12 protein-coding genes and 1 pseudogene are annotated in these 14712 nt (G+C 74.7%); 6 read left to right on the top strand and 7 right to left on the bottom strand.

What is annotated here, in order from left to right:
• A pseudogene (gene manB / locus ACWCYY_RS22655) lies at nt 1–641 on the bottom strand (phosphomannomutase/phosphoglucomutase); the annotation flags it as partial.
• A 102-nt stretch (nt 642–743) separates the two neighbouring features.
• Nucleotides 744–1160 (bottom strand): DUF3499 domain-containing protein, encoded by a 417-nt coding sequence (locus tag ACWCYY_RS22650; RefSeq protein WP_345284874.1) that lies wholly within the window; start codon nt 1158–1160, stop codon nt 744–746.
• 79 nt (nt 1161–1239) lie between these two features.
• On the opposite strand from ACWCYY_RS22650, the gene ACWCYY_RS22645 reads away from it, so the two are divergent.
• Nucleotides 1240–1689, top strand: coding sequence for a metallopeptidase family protein (locus tag ACWCYY_RS22645; protein ID WP_345284876.1), 450 nt, complete (start codon nt 1240–1242; stop codon nt 1687–1689).
• A 71-nt stretch (nt 1690–1760) separates the two neighbouring features.
• Here the strand turns inward: ACWCYY_RS22645 and ACWCYY_RS22640 are convergent, their stop codons facing one another.
• From ACWCYY_RS22640 to ACWCYY_RS22630, 3 genes are all read right to left on the bottom strand, one after another.
• Nucleotides 1761–3464 carry a DUF5719 family protein gene (locus ACWCYY_RS22640; protein ID WP_449797036.1) on the bottom strand — a complete coding sequence of 568 codons (1704 nt, stop codon included), beginning with the start codon at nt 3462–3464 and terminating at the stop codon, nt 1761–1763.
• 9 nt (nt 3465–3473) lie between these two features.
• Nucleotides 3474–7235, bottom strand: a complete 3762-nt coding sequence (locus ACWCYY_RS22635; protein WP_449797035.1) for a glycosyltransferase — start codon at nt 7233–7235, stop codon at nt 3474–3476.
• A 258-nt stretch (nt 7236–7493) separates the two neighbouring features.
• Nucleotides 7494–7766 carry a WhiB family transcriptional regulator gene (locus tag ACWCYY_RS22630; RefSeq protein ID WP_145790473.1) on the bottom strand — a complete coding sequence of 91 codons (273 nt, stop codon included), beginning with the start codon at nt 7764–7766 and terminating at the stop codon, nt 7494–7496.
• A gap of 674 nt (nt 7767–8440) precedes the next feature.
• On the opposite strand from ACWCYY_RS22630, the gene ACWCYY_RS22625 reads away from it, so the two are divergent.
• The 4 genes from ACWCYY_RS22625 to ACWCYY_RS22610 are packed head-to-tail and all read left to right on the top strand — an operon-like array spanning nt 8441 to nt 11677.
• Entirely contained in the window at nt 8441–9052 is a 612-nt protein-coding gene (locus tag ACWCYY_RS22625) for a cysteine dioxygenase (protein WP_449797034.1), read from the top strand.
• A 44-nt stretch (nt 9053–9096) separates the two neighbouring features.
• Nucleotides 9097–10056: a 2-phospho-L-lactate transferase gene (gene cofD / locus ACWCYY_RS22620; protein WP_449797033.1), complete on the top strand. Its 960-nt coding sequence runs from the start codon at nt 9097–9099 to the stop codon at nt 10054–10056.
• A gap of 5 nt (nt 10057–10061) precedes the next feature.
• Nucleotides 10062–11375 (top strand): coenzyme F420-0:L-glutamate ligase, encoded by a 1314-nt coding sequence (locus tag ACWCYY_RS22615; protein WP_449797041.1) that lies wholly within the window; start codon nt 10062–10064, stop codon nt 11373–11375.
• Nucleotides 11372–11677: a VOC family protein gene (locus ACWCYY_RS22610; protein WP_449797032.1), complete on the top strand. Its 306-nt coding sequence runs from the start codon at nt 11372–11374 to the stop codon at nt 11675–11677. The genes ACWCYY_RS22615 and ACWCYY_RS22610 overlap by 4 nt, the downstream gene beginning before the upstream one ends.
• Here ACWCYY_RS22610 and ACWCYY_RS22605 read toward each other — a convergent pair.
• Both ACWCYY_RS22605 and ACWCYY_RS22600 read right to left on the bottom strand, forming a co-directional pair.
• Entirely contained in the window at nt 11649–12557 is a 909-nt protein-coding gene (locus ACWCYY_RS22605) for a DNA-3-methyladenine glycosylase family protein (protein WP_449797031.1), read from the bottom strand. The genes ACWCYY_RS22610 and ACWCYY_RS22605 overlap by 29 nt on opposite strands.
• A gap of 180 nt (nt 12558–12737) precedes the next feature.
• A complete protein-coding gene (locus ACWCYY_RS22600; protein WP_449797030.1) occupies nt 12738–13802 on the bottom strand; it encodes a peptidoglycan recognition protein family protein in 1065 nt (354 codons plus the stop codon).
• Between the two features lie 101 nt (nt 13803–13903).
• Between ACWCYY_RS22600 and ACWCYY_RS22595 the strand changes: the two genes are divergently transcribed.
• Nucleotides 13904–14698, top strand: a complete 795-nt coding sequence (locus ACWCYY_RS22595) for a TIGR03089 family protein (RefSeq protein ID WP_449797029.1) — start codon at nt 13904–13906, stop codon at nt 14696–14698.
• Nucleotides 14699–14712 lie beyond the last annotated feature (14 nt).

The following is a 14712-nucleotide window of genomic DNA, read 5'->3' as shown; positions in this document are numbered from 1 at the left end:
AAGGTGCCGTCCAGCTCGAAGTACATGTCCACCACCTCCAGCGGCAGACCCGCGAACACGGTGGGCACGGTGTGGCCGCCCATCCCGTTGCCCGCATCCACGACCACCTTCAACGGCCGGATCGCCGACAGGTCCACCAGCGACAGCAGGTGGTCCGCGTAACCGCGCAGCGTCTCCTTCGAGGAGATCGAACCCGGCTTCACGTCCAGCGCCGGCACCGCGACCGTGCCGTCCGCGCCCGTCCACGACTCCACCAGCTCACGGATCTGCGACAGGCCCGTGTCCTGGCCCACCGGCGCCGCACCCGAGCGGCACAGCTTGATCCCGTTGTACTGCGCCGGGTTGTGCGAGGCCGTGAACATCGCACCCGGCAGGTCCATCGACCCCGACGCGTAGTACAGCTGGTCGGTGGAGCACAGCCCGATCTCCACCACGTCCGCGCCCGAAGCCGCCGCACCCTCGGCGAACGCCCGCGACAGCGACGGCGAGGACGGACGCATGTCGTGACCCACCACGATCGCCGACGCACCCACCACCCGCACGAACGCCGCACCGAACGCCCGCGACAGCACCTCGTCCCACTGGTCCGGCACCACACCCCGGACGTCGTACGCCTTCACCAGCTGCTTCAGGTCACGCACAACCGCTCCAGTTGTTGGGTACTCAGACCAGGGCAGCGTACCGGGAGGTGATGGACGGTCGGTGAACACGGCGACGTACGTCAGCTCGGCGGACGCGGGCCGTCAGCTCTCCGGCGAGCGCAGGACCCTCAGGTGGCCGCGGCGGCCGGCCTCGGTGGACTCCGGCTCCCTGGAGGGGGCCTGACGGGGCGTCTGGGGGCGGGCAGCCTCGCGAACGGCGTTGGCCAGCGCCTCCAGGTCGTCGCTGCTGCGGCGGAGCGGATTGGTGTCGGCGGCCAGCCTGACGACCTCCCAGCCGCGCGGGGCGGTGAGGCGCTCGGCGTGCTCGGCGCACAGGTCGTAGCAGTGCGGCTCGGCGTAGGTCGCGAGCGGGCCCAGCACGGCGGTGGAGTCCGCGTAGACGTACGTCAGCGTCGCGACGGCCGGACGGCCGCACGCGGTCCGCGAACAACGACGTACAGAGCTCACGAGGGTGGACGGTACCGCACTCCTGACCAGGCCGCGAAGACCCGCCCCCACCGAGTGTCACGTGTCGCCGACATGGGCGTCGCCGGGGTGGTCCACTTCCGGGGCTCCAAGGACTACGCTCGACACTGATATGGACAGCTCCGCACCCCGACCTCCGGCGGACCAGCCCCGCTTCCGGCGCCACCGCGACCGGCACGGCCGTGGCCTGCGCGGACCCCTGGCACCGCCCCAGGTGCCCATCTCGCTCACCCGCTCCGAGTTGTTCGACGACTACGTCCGCGAGTCGGTGGAGCGCCTGGAACGGCGCTGGCCCCAGCTGATGGACGTCGAGTTCGCCGTGCAGGAGGTGCCGACCCCCGGCGAGGAGGACGACGAGGAGGGCGGCGTGCCGCTCGGACGGCTGGTGCCGGCCGGGCAGGGCCGCAAGAGCCGGATCGTCATCTACCGGCGGCCGGTGGAGATCCGGGCCAAGAGCCGGGACGACCGGGCCGCGCTGGTGCACGAGATCCTGATCGAGCAGGTGGCCGACCTGCTCGGCCTCTCCCCCGACGCGATCGATCCGCGCTACGACGAGGAGTGACGACGGAGCCCCCGGCCGGTGGTCCGGCCGGGGGCTCCGTCGTGCTCCTGTCGGTGCGTCAGGCGCCGGGGTCAGTGCAGCAGGACCGCCGGATCGGGCTGGGACTGCGGGATCCTGACGGTGGAGTGGTCGTCGCGGAAGGCCTGGACGGTGAAGCCCGGGACGTCCTTCACCGTCGCCGTGAGCATCCGCGCGGCCGTCACCGGGCCGCCGGAGACCGTCTCCACGGTCAGGCCGAAGACCCCGTTCAGCCCGGCCGGCTCGGGGGCCGGGAGGGCCACCGTGGCACCGGCGGGGATCGAGACCTCCTTGGTGGCGGGGGTGCCGCCGCCGCTGCCGGCCGAGGCGGTGACCTTCACCTTGGCCTCCTGCTCGCCCGTGGAGGTCAGGTAGAGCGTGGTGGCGTTGCCGCCCCGGTTGTCGGCGATCGAGGCGCGCTGGCCGACCGGCACCGCGCCGGTGATCCAGGCCGCGTCCGACTTGCCGTTCTGGGCGCGGTCCAGCCGCAGGGCGGCCACCACCGGGGTGGGGTGGCTCGGGTCGCTCGGGCTGAGCCGCAGCGCGCCGGGCTCGCCCCGGGTCACCTGGCCGAGGTCGACCGCGTTGACCATGCCGGCCTTGACGTGGATGGTCTCGAAGCCGGCCGGGGTGAACCAGCCGTTGCGGCCGGAGACCTGGATCTTCAGGTCCGCGTCCTCCTCGCCGGGGGCGGCGACCACCAGCCGGGCGGCCGAGTTGTCGGCCGCCAGGCCGGGCAGCACCTGGGTCGGGGCCGGGGTGGCGGAGGGCGGGATCCAGTCCGAGCCCTTGCTCCCGTCGGCGGCGTGCACGGCCGCGCCGATCCGGCCGCTGCGGGCCACCACGTGGACGGCCAGGTCCTTCTGGTCCTTCGTCAGGGAGGGCAGCCGGATCGCCTGCGAGGTGCCGGGGCCGAGCGCGATGCCCTCGGCCGCCGGGTTGTCGATCGCGCCCTTGTCCCCGAAGAGCTTGAGGTCGACCACGGCCGGGACCACCGGGTCGGGGTTGACCAGGCTGACGTAGTCCACCCGGTCCCCCGCCGTGCTGGCGCCGGAGAACCAGAAGCCGGTGCCGGTCGGCGTGCAGCTGAAGCCGGACAGGCCGCGGCCCTGCTCGTCGGTGACGGTGGTGGTCTGGGAGACCGTGAAGCCGGGGGCGTACCCGCCGGTGGCCACCGCGGTGCTGCCGGGGGCGGTGTCGGCGTTGGCGGCCGGGCCGCTGACCGGGACGCCGGGCTTGGCCAGCACCACCCGGGCGTCCGCCGGGGCCGCGTCGGCCGGAGCGGGAGCACCGGAGGCGGCGGCGGACGGGGCGGCTGACGGGGCCGCCGAGGGAGCGGATGACGGGGCGTCGGCCGCCGGGGCGTGCGGGACCACGTCGGAGAGCGCGCCGTAGCCGCCCGTCCCGGTGTCCTGCGGGGAGAACAGCGTGAGCGCGGTCGAACCGGTCAGGCCGTGCAGGGGCTGCGGGCAGACCAGCGCGGTGCGCTCGACCTTGGCACTGGCGGCGGCGGCCGGGGCGGCCGCCGCCGGATCGGCGGGCGGGCGCAGCTCGGCGACGCCGAAGACCACGCCGATCGCCACCGCGCCGGCCAGCAGCGAGACGCCGGTGCGGCTGCCGGCCGACGCCCCCGGGCCGGAGGCCTGCGGGTCGCCGGGGGCGCCCGGGTCGTCCGCCCCGGGGGCGGACCTGCCGAGCTTGGGGGCCCTGAGGGCCGGGGCCTTGAGCTTGGGGGCCTTGAGAGTGGGCTTCTTCATGACGGCGGGTCAGCTCCCCGATCCGGGCCGGTAGTGCTGGCCGTAGGGGTCGTTGGGGTCGTAGTAGGGCTCCTGCTGCGGCTGCCCCGGCACCCAGGGCTGCTGCTCCGGCTGGTCGTAGCCCGGGTACTCGGGCTGCGGCTGCTGCTCGTAGCCCTGCTGGTAGGGGTCGTAGCCGTAGGACTGCTGCTGCTCGTAGCCGTAGGGCACGGCGGCGGGCTGCTGGACGGCGTACTGGTCCCAGCCGTACGGGTCGGCCTGCTGGTACGGGTCCTGGTACTGCCCGTCCGGGGCGGCGGGTTCGGGTTCGGCGGCGGTCTGGGCCGGGATGGCGGCGTAGACGCCGGTCTCCTCGGCCGCGGACTGCTCCTCGCCCTCTCCGCGCTCGGCCATCCGGCGGGCCCGGCGGCTGCCGGGGGCCGGGGCCTGCGCCTGGGCGGCGGCGGCCAGCGCGGCGGCGGCCACCACCTCCTCGGGCAGGTCGTCGTCGTTGTGGTTGCGTCGGCCGGGCAGCGCCAGCACCAGGACGGTGAGGCCGAGCAGCACCTGGGCCCAGATCCAGCCGGTGTGCAGCAGGCTGCCGCTGCGGGTGACGTCCAGGGTGCCGCCGCCGGCCGGGAGCTTGAAGCCCTGCGCCCAGCCGTCCAGGGTGACCGGCTCCAGCTCGGTGCCGTCCAGGGTGGCCTTCCACTCGGGGGCGGCCTCCTCGGCCAGCCGCAGGGTGCGGCCGGCCTCCCCGGCCGGGAGCTTGCCGTGGACCTCGCGGACCCCGGCCGGGAACGGCTTGGCCGTGCCCTTGGCGTCCACCACCGCGGCGCGGGTGGCCGTGGCACCGGTGACCTGCCAGAGGCCGATGCCGTCCTCCTCGCTGAGCTTGGTCAGGCCGGGGGTGGTGTCCAGCACGTCCCGGGCCTTGCCGGTGAGCGGCTGCTTGAGCTCGACGTAGCCGATGCCGCGGGCGGCCAGGGCCTTGGCCTGCTCGCCGCCGGAGCCGCCGAGCAGCTTGCCGACCAGGCCGTCCAGCGCGCCCTTCGGGTCGTCGTCGAGGGCCACGGTGCCCTCGGCCTGACCGAGCGTCAGGCCGGAGCCGCGGACCAGGGCGTAGCGCACGGTGTCGCCGTCCCCGGTGACCACCAGGGTGCGGGCGCGGTCGGTGGTGCCGGCCTCCTCCGCGATGAAGGCGGGCACCTGGGCGGCGTCGCCCCGGCGCAGCGGGCCGTCGGCGCCGGTGACGGCCCACCAGACGGCGGTGCCGAACGGGGCCAGCACGGCGGTGGCCAGCACCAGGGCGGCGACCGGCTGGCGCCAGCCGAAGGCAATGCCGGAGACGCGGGCGTTGGCACCGTCGGCGCCGATCGCGGCGGCGGCCAGCAGGGCCACGCCGGCCAGCAGGGTGGCCGGGCCGGCCCAGGCGGCGACCGGGACTCCGCCGGAGGCCGGGGTGACGCTGGTGCCGGCCACCACCACGGTGAAGATCATTCCGGCCAGGGCGGCGCCCCAGGCCGCCAGTACGGCGCGGCGGCGGTCGGCGCGCAGCAGTGCGGCGAGGGCTGCCAGCACCACGCCGGCGGAGAGCCAGACCGGCGGCACCCCGGCGCCGCCGGGGTTGACCAGGGCCAGGCCGAGCGGGCTGGCCGCCGGGCCCTCCAGGCCGGGCAGCCCGGCCTCCAGCAGCAGCCGGGACGGGTGCGCGAGCACCTCCAGCGACCAGGGGGCGAGCACCAGCACGGGGGCGCCGAGGATCACCAGGACGCGCAGGCCGAGCAGCCGGACGGCCTCGCCGCCGGAGCCGTAGGCACCGCCGCGCAGCACCGCGTGGGCCAGTGCCGCCAGGCAGAGCGGGAGGGCGATGGCCCAGGTGAGCGGGACGAAGGCGGTGCAGACGGTGAGCATCAGCACCGTCATCCAGGTGGACCGCCAGCCGGGGCGGGCGCCCTTGGCGGCGGTCTCGGCACGGATGCCGAGGCCGGCGCTGATCGCGGCGGCGCGGGCCAGCGGCGGCAGCAGCACGGCGAGCACCGCGGTGCCGATCCGGCCCTGGGCCAGCGCGCCGGTGGCGGCGGGCAGCAGGGCGTACCCGGCGCTGGCCCAGGCGCGGACCAGCTTGGACTCGATCAGCGGGCGGGAGACCAGGTAGGCGCTGACCGCGGCGAGCGGGATGGCCAGCACCAGCAGCAGGGCGACCATCAGGTCGGCGTTGCCGAGCAGCAGCCAGGAGAGCACCGCGAGCACGCCCAGGTAGGGCGGGGCGGTGGCGGTGGAGCCGCCGCCGACCGGGTGCCAGGCGTCCGCGTACATCGACCAGAGGCCCGACGCACCGTCAGCGGCGGGCAGCAGCGCGCCGCCCAGCAGGCCGCCGCCGCCGAAGAGGTTCCGGCAGGCGATCACGGAGACCACCAGCAGGGCGGTGAAGAGCAGCGGGGCGGGGCGCCGGGCCAGCTTCTTGATCAGGGCGAACTGCTCGACCACCAGGTCGTCGGCGTCCTCGTCGCCCGGGCCGGACTCGGCCGAGCCGTGCCGGCCGGCGCCCGGGTCCTCGCCGCCGCCGATGCCGAGGGCGCCGATCATGCCCTCGACCGCGAGGCGGGTGGTGGCACCGGGGGCCGGGAAGAGCGTGCGGTCGTCCAGCGGGTCGCCGGACCTGGTCCTGGCCCGCCGTTTGCGGGCGGCCAGCAGGCGGGGCAGCCGGACCAGCTCGTGGCCCAGGCCCGCCAGCTCGTCGAACGCCTGCTTGGGGTCCTTGCCGACCACGTTGACCAGCATCCGGAGCAGGGTGCCGAGCACCAGCCGGAGCAGCACGTACGGGAGCAGCAGGCCCTTGGAGTTGGCCAGCAGGGTGTAGACGGCGCCGGCCTTGTCGACCCGGTGCGGGTGGGCGGAGCCGCAGTCGATCTGGCGGCGCTCACGGCTGGCCGCCTCGGCGTGCCGCAGCACCGCGTCGGGGGCGACCACGACCCGGTGGCCGGCGGCGTTGACCCGCCAGCAGAAGTCGGTGTCGTCCCGCATCAGCGGGAGGGCCTTGTCGAAGCCGCCGAGCTCCTCGAAGACGTCCCGGCGGACCAGCATGCCCGCGGTGGAGACGGCGAGCACCGGACGGACCTGGTCGTGCTGGCCCTGGTCCTGCTCGCGGCGGTCCAGGCCGGTCCAACGGCGGCCGGAGCGGGCGATGGTGACGCCCACTTCGAGCAGCTGGCGGCGGTCGTACCAGCTGCGCAGCTTGGGTCCGACCACGGCGGCGGTCGGAGTGGAGTCGGCGACCTGGAGCAACCGGCGCAGGGCGTCGGTCTGCGGCTCGCAGTCGTCGTGCAGCAGCCAGAGCCACTCGACCGGCTCGGTCTCCCGCGGGCCGCCGCGGCCGAGCTCGTCCTCGGCGCCCAGCGGGTCGCCGAAGTCGTCCCAACCGCCCGTCACCGGGTCGTACCCGGAGGGGTCGAGGCTGTACGGGAGGTCCTCGGGGCGCAGCGGCGGGGAGTTGAAGACGGCCTGGCCCACGGCGTTGCCGAAGCCGGAGCGGCGGCCGAGGACCAGCGGACCGCTCTCCGGCAGCCAGTCGCCGAGGGTGTCCCGGAGCAGCTGGGGGGAGGTGTCGGTGGAGCCGGTGTCGACGGCGAGGATGCGCTGGACCGGACGGTCCTGCCCGAGCAGGCCGGCCAGGGCCTGCGGGAGCCACCGGGCACCGTCGTGGGAGACGATCACGGCGGTGACCAGGTGGCGCGGGTATGCGGGAGGCCGGGCAGCGGAGAAGCCGCTCTGGTGGCTGTAGACGGTCATCGAGTGCGTGAGCCCCAAGCTTCTCGGTGCGGCCAAGGGAGTTGGCGCACCACACTAACGGCTCCGGGTGGCGGCCTCGTCCCCGGTGTACCGCCGAGCACGTGCGGAAGCGGGGGAAAAGGGATGGCATGACCGTGCGGCGAGGCCCGGACGCCGGGTGCCGTCGGCACATTCGGGAGTTGTGCGGGAATCGGGCCGGAAATGCGAAAGCGCCCCACCGTCTTAGGTGAGGCGCTGCACGAACTCGAGAACGGCCGGTCAGACCGCGCTCTTCTTGAGGCGACGGCGCTCGCGCTCGGAGAGACCGCCCCAGATGCCGAACCGCTCGTCGTTGGCGAGGGCGTACTCCAGGCACTCGGAGCGGACCTCGCAGGCCAGGCAGACCTTCTTGGCCTCGCGGGTGGAGCCGCCCTTCTCCGGGAAGAAGGACTCCGGGTCGGTCTGGGCGCAGAGCGCCCGCTCCTGCCAGCCGAGCTCCTCTTCGTCCTCTTCGATGCCCTCACCGATCAACAGCTCAAAGAGCTCGCTCATCTCTGGCGCCTCCTCTGCCCCTTTTGGCGTCCCCGTGGTGTTGCCGTTGCCTGGAGCGGCGGAACGACACGAGTGAAATTACATGTGCGTCACTCTGGCCCAGTCAAGCCGAGCTCTGGTATTGGGCCGAGGATTCACTCCCCGGAACCAAGGCACTACGGCAAGTGTACATATCCGGACATGATGGTCTTACTGCCCTAAACGGACCAATCAGCCGGAACCACCCACTGCCTGACACGCAGTCAACCTGACGCCCCCTCAGCCCCACCACCCCCCGAACGGGTGGACGCGGGCCGCGGCGCACTCGGTTGCCGCTGGTCACCGGCTGCCTTCCCGGCGATCTTCACATCGAAACATAGAGGGTGATTTATCACCCCATCCGGTGGTTCATGCTCGAAGTTCCCCAAATGCCCGGGGGATCAGGTTGACACTGGGGCCCCTCTTGCGGTCTCCTTGCCCTCATGTCAGAGTTCGCCACCCTCGTGAGCCGCCGCCAGGCGCTGCTCCGTCGTGCCGCGAGCTCCCTCTGTTGTCGCCTCTGTTCCTGTATCTAGGCGCACGCGTCCCACCGCGCGCCGCCCAGGAGCACCGAGGCCGCCCGCGCGACAGTCCCCCCTGAATCCCCGCGGACCGGCTGAACACCCGCCGATCTCCGCATCCGAGGATTCCGCCCCATGCGAATGCCCCGCCTCCGCAAGCGCAACCGTGACCGCGCCCGGCAGCAGCGTCTGCTCGCAGCCGCCACCGTGCCCGCCCCGCGCTGGACCGACGGCCTGAGCGACGTCTCGATCGCCGGTGACCCGACCGCGTTCCAGCACCTGGCCCGCACCGACCTGCCCGCCCACCCGACCACGGTGGCCGGCTACGCCCGGCTGGTCCGCGAGATCGCCGCCGACCGCTCCCGCTGGGAGCCGCTGGTCCGCTACGACGCCCTCACCCGCTGGTACTCCCGGCTGGAGACCGGCCCCGGCTACGAGGTCTGGCTGCTCAGCTGGCTGCCCGGCCAGGGCAGCGGCTTCCACGACCACGGCGCCTCCTCCGGCGTGATGACGGTGGTCCGGGGCGAGCTGGTCGAGCGGGCGCTGACCCAGGACGGCGAACAGCAGCGGCCGCTCCCCGAGGGCACCCGCCGGGTGTTCTCCTCCGGGTACCTGCACGAGATGGTGAACGCCTCGCTGGAGCCGGCCGTCTCCATCCACCTCTACTCGCCGGGCCTGGTGGAGATGAACCAGTACGGCGCCGCTCCCACCACCGCCACCGCCGAGCACCGGATCGACGCGCACTGACGGCCCGTGGCCTCGCGGCGGGTGCCGCCTGGCAGGATGGGCGCATGCGCATCGTGGCACTGGCAGGCGGCATCGGTGGGGCGCGCTTCCTGCGCGGGCTCCGGGAACTGACCGGCCCTCAGGACGAGATCACCGTCATCGGCAACACCGGGGACGACATCCACCTCTTCGGGCTGAAGGTCTGCCCCGACCTGGACACCGTGATGTACACCCTGGGCGGTGGCATCCACGAGGAGCAGGGCTGGGGCCGGGCCGACGAGACCTGGTCGGTCAAGGAGGAGATGAAGGCCTACGGGGTCGGCCCGGACTGGTTCGGGCTGGGCGACCGGGACTTCGCCACCCACATCGTGCGCACCCAGATGCTCGCCGCCGGGTACCCGCTGAGCGCCGTCACCGAGGCGCTCTGCGCCCGCTGGCAGCCCGGCGTGCGGCTGCTGCCGATGAGCGACGACCGGGTCGAGACCCACGTGCGGATCACCGAGGACGGTGCGCCCCGCGTCGTGCACTTCCAGGAGTACTGGGTGCGGCTGCACGCGGCGGTGGACGCCGAGGCGATCATCGCGGTCGGCGCCGACACGGCCAAGCCCGCCCCCGGCGTGCTGGAGGCGATCGCGGCGGCCGACGTCATCCTGCTGCCGCCGTCCAACCCGGTGGTCTCGATCGGCACCATCCTGGGCGTGCCCGGCATCCGGCAGGCGGTGGCCTCGGCCGCCGCCCCGGTGGTCGGGCTCTCCCCCATCATCGGCGGCGCCCCCGTGCGCGGGATGGCCGACAAGGTGCTGGCGGCGGTGGGCGTGGAGGCGAGCGCCGAGGCGGTGGCGCTGGACTACGGCTCCGAGCTGCTGGACGGCTGGCTGGTGGACACCGCCGACGCGGCCGCCGTCGAGACGGTGGAGGCGGCCGGGATCGCCTGCCGGGCGGTGCCGCTGCTGATGACCGACGTGGCCGCGACGGCCGGGATGGCGCGGGCGGCGCTGGAGCTGGCCGAGCAGGTGCGGGCGTGACCACGGTGGGGCCCGGGGCTGGGCCGGGGGCGTTCTCCGTCCTGCCGGTGGCCGGGCTGCCGGAGATCGAGCCCGGCACGGACCTGGCCGAACTCATCGCCAAGGCGGGCGAGTTCGAGGACGGCGACGTGGTGGTGGTCACCTCGAAGATCGTCTCCAAGGCTGAGGGCCGGATCGTCGAGGCCGCCGACCGGGAGGCCGCGATCGACGCCGAGACCGTCCGGGTGGTGGCCCGGCGCGGCCGCTCCCGGATCGTGGAGAACCGCAACGGCCTGGTGATGGCCGCCGCCGGCGTGGACGCCTCCAACACCGCACCCGGCACCGTCCTGCTGCTCCCGCTCGACCCCGACGCCTCGGCCCGCGCCCTGCGGGCCCGGCTGCGGCAGCTGACGGGCCGCCGGCTGGGCGTGCTGGTCACCGACACCTTCGGGCGGCCCTGGCGCAACGGGCTCACCGACGTGGCGATCGGCGCGGCCGGGGTCGCGGTGGTCGAGGACCACCGGGGCCGGCGGGACAGCCACGGCAACGAGCTCACCCTGACGGTGACCGCCACCGCCGACGAACTGGCCGCCGCCGGCGACCTGGCGAAGGGCAAGGCCAGCGGCGTGCCGGTCGCCGTGGTGCGGGGCCTCGGCGGCGTGGTCACCGAGGAGGACGGCGACGGGATCCGGCCGCTGCTGCGGCCGGTGGTCGACGACCTGTTCCGGATGGGGACCTCGGAGGCGCTGCGGGAGGCCGTCACGCTGCGGCGGACCGTACGCTCCTTCACCGCCGAACCGGTGGACCCGGAGGCCGTGCGGCGGGCGGTGGCGGCGGCCGTGACGGCCCCGGCCCCGCACCACACCACGCCGTGGCGCTTCGTGCTGGTGGAGACGGCGGAGGCCCGGGAGCGACTGCTGGACGCCATGCTCGCCGCCTGGCGGCACGACCTGGCCGAGCTCGACGGCTGGGACGAGGCGAAGATCGCCCGGCGGACGGCGCGCGGCAACGTGCTGCGGGCCGCGCCGTACCTGGTGGTGCCGTGCCTGGTCACGGACGGCTCGCACGACTACCCCGACGCGCGGCGGGCCGCGGCGGAGCGGGAGATGTTCGTGGTGGCGATGGGGGCGGCCGTGCAGAACCTGCTGGTCACGCTGGCCGGGGAGGGCTACGGCTCGGCCTGGGTCTCCTCGACGATGTTCTGCCGCGACACCGTGCGGGAGGTGCTCGACCTGCCGGGCGGGTGGGACCCGATGGGCGCGGTGGCGGTCGGGCGGCCGGCGGAGGAGCCGAGGGCGCGTCAGGCGCGTTCGGCGGACGCCTTCCTGACGGTGCGATGAGCGGGCTGGGGCTGCTGGTCGTCTACACGGCCCGGCTCGCGGAGTGCGTCGACTTCTACCGGGGGCTCGGGCTGCGGTTCACCGCGGAGCGGCACGGCACCGGGCCGGAGCACTACGCGGCGGAGCTGGCCGACGGCACCGTCCTGGAGCTCTACCCCGCCCGGGCCGGTCGCGAGACGGGCGCCCTCCGGCTCGGCCTGACCATCGAAGGAGCGGACGGGGTACGGCTGTTGACCGATCCGGACGGCCGGACGGTGGAGGTGCGGGGACCGCTCAGCGGTGGCGGTGGTCGTTCGGGGTGAGGCGGGGTCCGTAGCGGGGGGCACGGGCGCCGGTCAGACCGATCAGGCGGCAGACCCGGTGGCGGTGGCCCGCGTACGGGGCCAGCAGCGCGAGCATCTGGGCGTCGTCGCTGCGGGGGCGGCCCGCGAGGGCCCAACCGACCAGGTTCGGCAGGTGGAAGTCGCCGACCGAGACGGCGTCCGCGTCGCCGTTGCTGCGCTGGAGGGTCTCGGCGGCGGTCCACGGGCCGATGCCGGGGACGGTGGTGAGGCGGGCGATCGCCGCCTCGTGCGGCAGGGCTGACGCCTCTTCGAGCCGGGGTGCGAGACGGACCGCCCGGACGACGGTCGCGGCGCGCTTGGGGTCGACGCCGGCGCGGTGCCACTCCCAGGACGGCAGCATCGCCCACTCCCGGGCGGAGGGCGCGACCCGCATGCCCTCGGCCGGGCCCGGGGCCGGGGTGCCGAAGTCCTTGAGGAGGGTGCGCCAGGCGCGGTACGCCTCGTCGGTGGTGACCTTCTGTTCGAGGATCGCCGGGATCAGGGACTCCAGGACCAGGCCGGTGCGGGTGAGGCGCAGGCCGGGGTGGTTGCGCTGGGCCTCACGGAGCGGGCCAGGGGGCAGGTGGAGTCCTGACGGGTCGTCGGAGGCACCGAGGAGTTGCGGGACGCGGTCCAGCAGCCATTCGGCGCCGGGGCCCCAGGCGTGGGCCTCGACGGCTCCGGCGCTCTGGGCCAGACGGAGGGTGCCGACGCCGGCGGGGGTGCGGGAGGCCCGCCAGACGGCGCCGTCGCCGCTGGTGCGGTACGCCGGGTCGGCGGGACCACGGCGCAACGGCAGCAAGGTCCGCCCCAGGTCCAGCGGGAACCCGGGCTCCCAACGACGCACCGCCTCCGACACCTTGCCGCACCTCCGAGGCGAGGATACGCGGCGGGGATTCGGTCACACCGGGGGCGCGAGGCCCTGCGCGCGGGGGAACGGCAGCACGTGCAACTGGCTCGCGTGCCCCGATCTCACGCTGCTCCGCCTTCCGGTTCGCGCAGTTCCCCGCGCCCCCGGTGTCACCACTTCCGCCCAGGGTCACCTTCCCTGGAGGTGGGTGGACCAGGTGCGGATGGCGGGGAGGCGGGTGTAGAGGGCGGTCCCGGGGCATTCGGTGTTGAAGGCGTCGCGGTGGCCGGAGACGGTGTCGAAGGTGGCGGTGGTGCCCTTGGGGTAGCGGCTGCCGTCGGAGGCGGAGGTGAGTTGGGTCTTGCCGTTGGCGGGCTGGCCGGTGAGGCCGAGCTTCCAGGCGGCGAGTTTGGCGATGCCGTCGATCTGGGGTTGGGGGACGGCGTCGGCCGTGTAGCGGCCGAGGGCGGCGACGCCGGCGGTGTCGGTGTTGAAGCCGAGGGTGTGGGCGCCGAGGACGGCCTGGGCGACTCCGCCGGCGCGGCCCTCGTAGACGGTGCCGCAGCGGTCGACCAGGAAGTTGTAGCCGAGGTCGCGCCAGCCGTTGCTCTTGACGTGGTACTGGTAGATCGACCGGATGACCTTGGGCGCGTCGGAGCAGGCGTAGTCGTTGGCGGTGTCGGTGTGGTGGACGAAGACCGCGCGGACCGGGCCGGTGTAGGTGAAGTCGGGCTCGCGGATGGACTCGTCGGCGCCCCAGCCGGCCCGGGTGACGATGCCCGGCCGGGGTGCGGCCCCGCCCGCGCGGCGCAGCGGCACGTCCTGCCCGGGGTCGACCAGCTCCGCGCGCAGGCCGCGCGGGGCGGTGCCGGTGAAGCGGACCTCGACCCCGTCGCTGGGGCCGACCCAGAGCGGGGAGGTGGCACCGCGCCGGGCGGCCTCGGGGCCTTCGGGGTCGGGCCGGTCGTCGGGTTCGACGGTCAGCGGGTGCCAGGGGCTCCAGTCGCCGCCGACGGCGCGGGTGCGGACCTCGACGGTGCCGTCCGGGGTGGCGGCGGGGTCGTCCCAGCTGACGCCGACCAGGGAGAACGGGGCGGTGCCCTGCTGCGGCAGTCCGCGCTGACCGTTCGTCAGGGGGACGGTCCTGACGCTTCCGGAGGAGCCCGCGGCGGGGCCCTCGGCGAGGGCGGGCGGGGGGAGCAGGAGGAGGGCGCTGGTGGCGGCGGTGGCGGCGGCGAGCAGAGCGAGGCGCATGAATGGGATATTGAGGGCAAAACGGTTCTGACGCCACGTCGGTTCCGCCGGGCGGCCGCCTCTCCCCCGCCGGACGGGGAGGTCGTAGGCTGGGGCGCACCATGACTGCGCCATTCGCTGCCGACGCCCGCACCCCCGCCGAGCTGCTGCACGCCTACCTGCGCCCGGGGGCCCTCGACGCGGACCCGACCCGTCCGCTGGTCACGTTCTACGACGACGCGACCGGCGAGCGGGTGGAGCTCTCCGCCAAGACCTTCGACAACTGGGTCGCCAAGACCGCCAACCTGCTCCAGGACGAGCTGAACGCCGGTCCGGAGGACCGCGCCGCGCTGCTCCTGCCGGCCCACTGGCAGAGCGCCGTCTGGCTGCTCGCCTGCTGGTCGGTGGGCGTGGTCGCGGTGCCCGGCGGCGCCCCGGCCGACGCCGACCTGGTGGTGAGCGGCCCGGACGGGCTGGACTCCGCCAAGGACTGCTCCGGCGAGCGGGTGGCGCTCGCGCTGCGTCCGCTCGGCGGGCGGTTCCCGGCCCGGCCGGACGGCTTCCTGGACTACGCCGCCGAGGTGCCGGGGCAGGGCGACCGGTTCGCCCCGTACTCGCCGGTGCACCCGCAGGCGATGGCGCTGGAGACGGTGGTGGAGGACGGGCTGCCGCTGAAGCTGACGGGGGAACAGACCGTGGCACTGGCCCGGGAGGGCGCGGCCCGGCTCGGCCTCGACACCTCCAGCCGGGTGCTCAGCACGCTCTCGTACGACGACTGGGCCGGGCTGGAGGCCGGGCTGCTGGCCCCGCTGGCGGCCGGTGCCTCGGTGGTGCTCTGCCGGAACTCGGGCGGGCTGACCGAGGAGCAGTGGGCGAAGCGGATCGAATCCGAACGAGTGACTCTGCGTCTGGGCTGATCCGCCCGGACCGG

This window comes from Kitasatospora sp. NPDC001664, from assembly GCF_053596675.1.
Note: the sequence above shows the minus strand (reverse complement) of the source record. Positions and strands in the feature narration are given on the sequence as shown.

Excerpts from the sequence above, each read along its gene's own strand:
- ACWCYY_RS22595 (WP_449797029.1), top strand. The coding sequence starts at position 13,904 with ATGACTGCGCCATTCGCTGCCGACGCCCGCACCCCCGCCGAGCTGCTG.
- ACWCYY_RS22610 (WP_449797032.1), top strand. The coding sequence starts at position 11,372 with ATGAGCGGGCTGGGGCTGCTGGTCGTCTACACGGCCCGGCTCGCGGAG.
- ACWCYY_RS22635 (WP_449797035.1), bottom strand. The coding sequence starts at position 7,235 with ATGACCGTCTACAGCCACCAGAGCGGCTTCTCCGCTGCCCGGCCTCCC.
- ACWCYY_RS22625 (WP_449797034.1), top strand. The coding sequence starts at position 8,441 with ATGCGAATGCCCCGCCTCCGCAAGCGCAACCGTGACCGCGCCCGGCAG.
- ACWCYY_RS22600 (WP_449797030.1), bottom strand. The coding sequence starts at position 13,802 with ATGCGCCTCGCTCTGCTCGCCGCCGCCACCGCCGCCACCAGCGCCCTC.
- ACWCYY_RS22640 (WP_449797036.1), bottom strand. The coding sequence starts at position 3,464 with ATGAAGAAGCCCACTCTCAAGGCCCCCAAGCTCAAGGCCCCGGCCCTC.
- ACWCYY_RS22645 (WP_345284876.1), top strand. The coding sequence starts at position 1,240 with ATGGACAGCTCCGCACCCCGACCTCCGGCGGACCAGCCCCGCTTCCGG.
- ACWCYY_RS22630 (WP_145790473.1), bottom strand. The coding sequence starts at position 7,766 with ATGAGCGAGCTCTTTGAGCTGTTGATCGGTGAGGGCATCGAAGAGGAC.
- cofD (WP_449797033.1), top strand. The coding sequence starts at position 9,097 with ATGCGCATCGTGGCACTGGCAGGCGGCATCGGTGGGGCGCGCTTCCTG.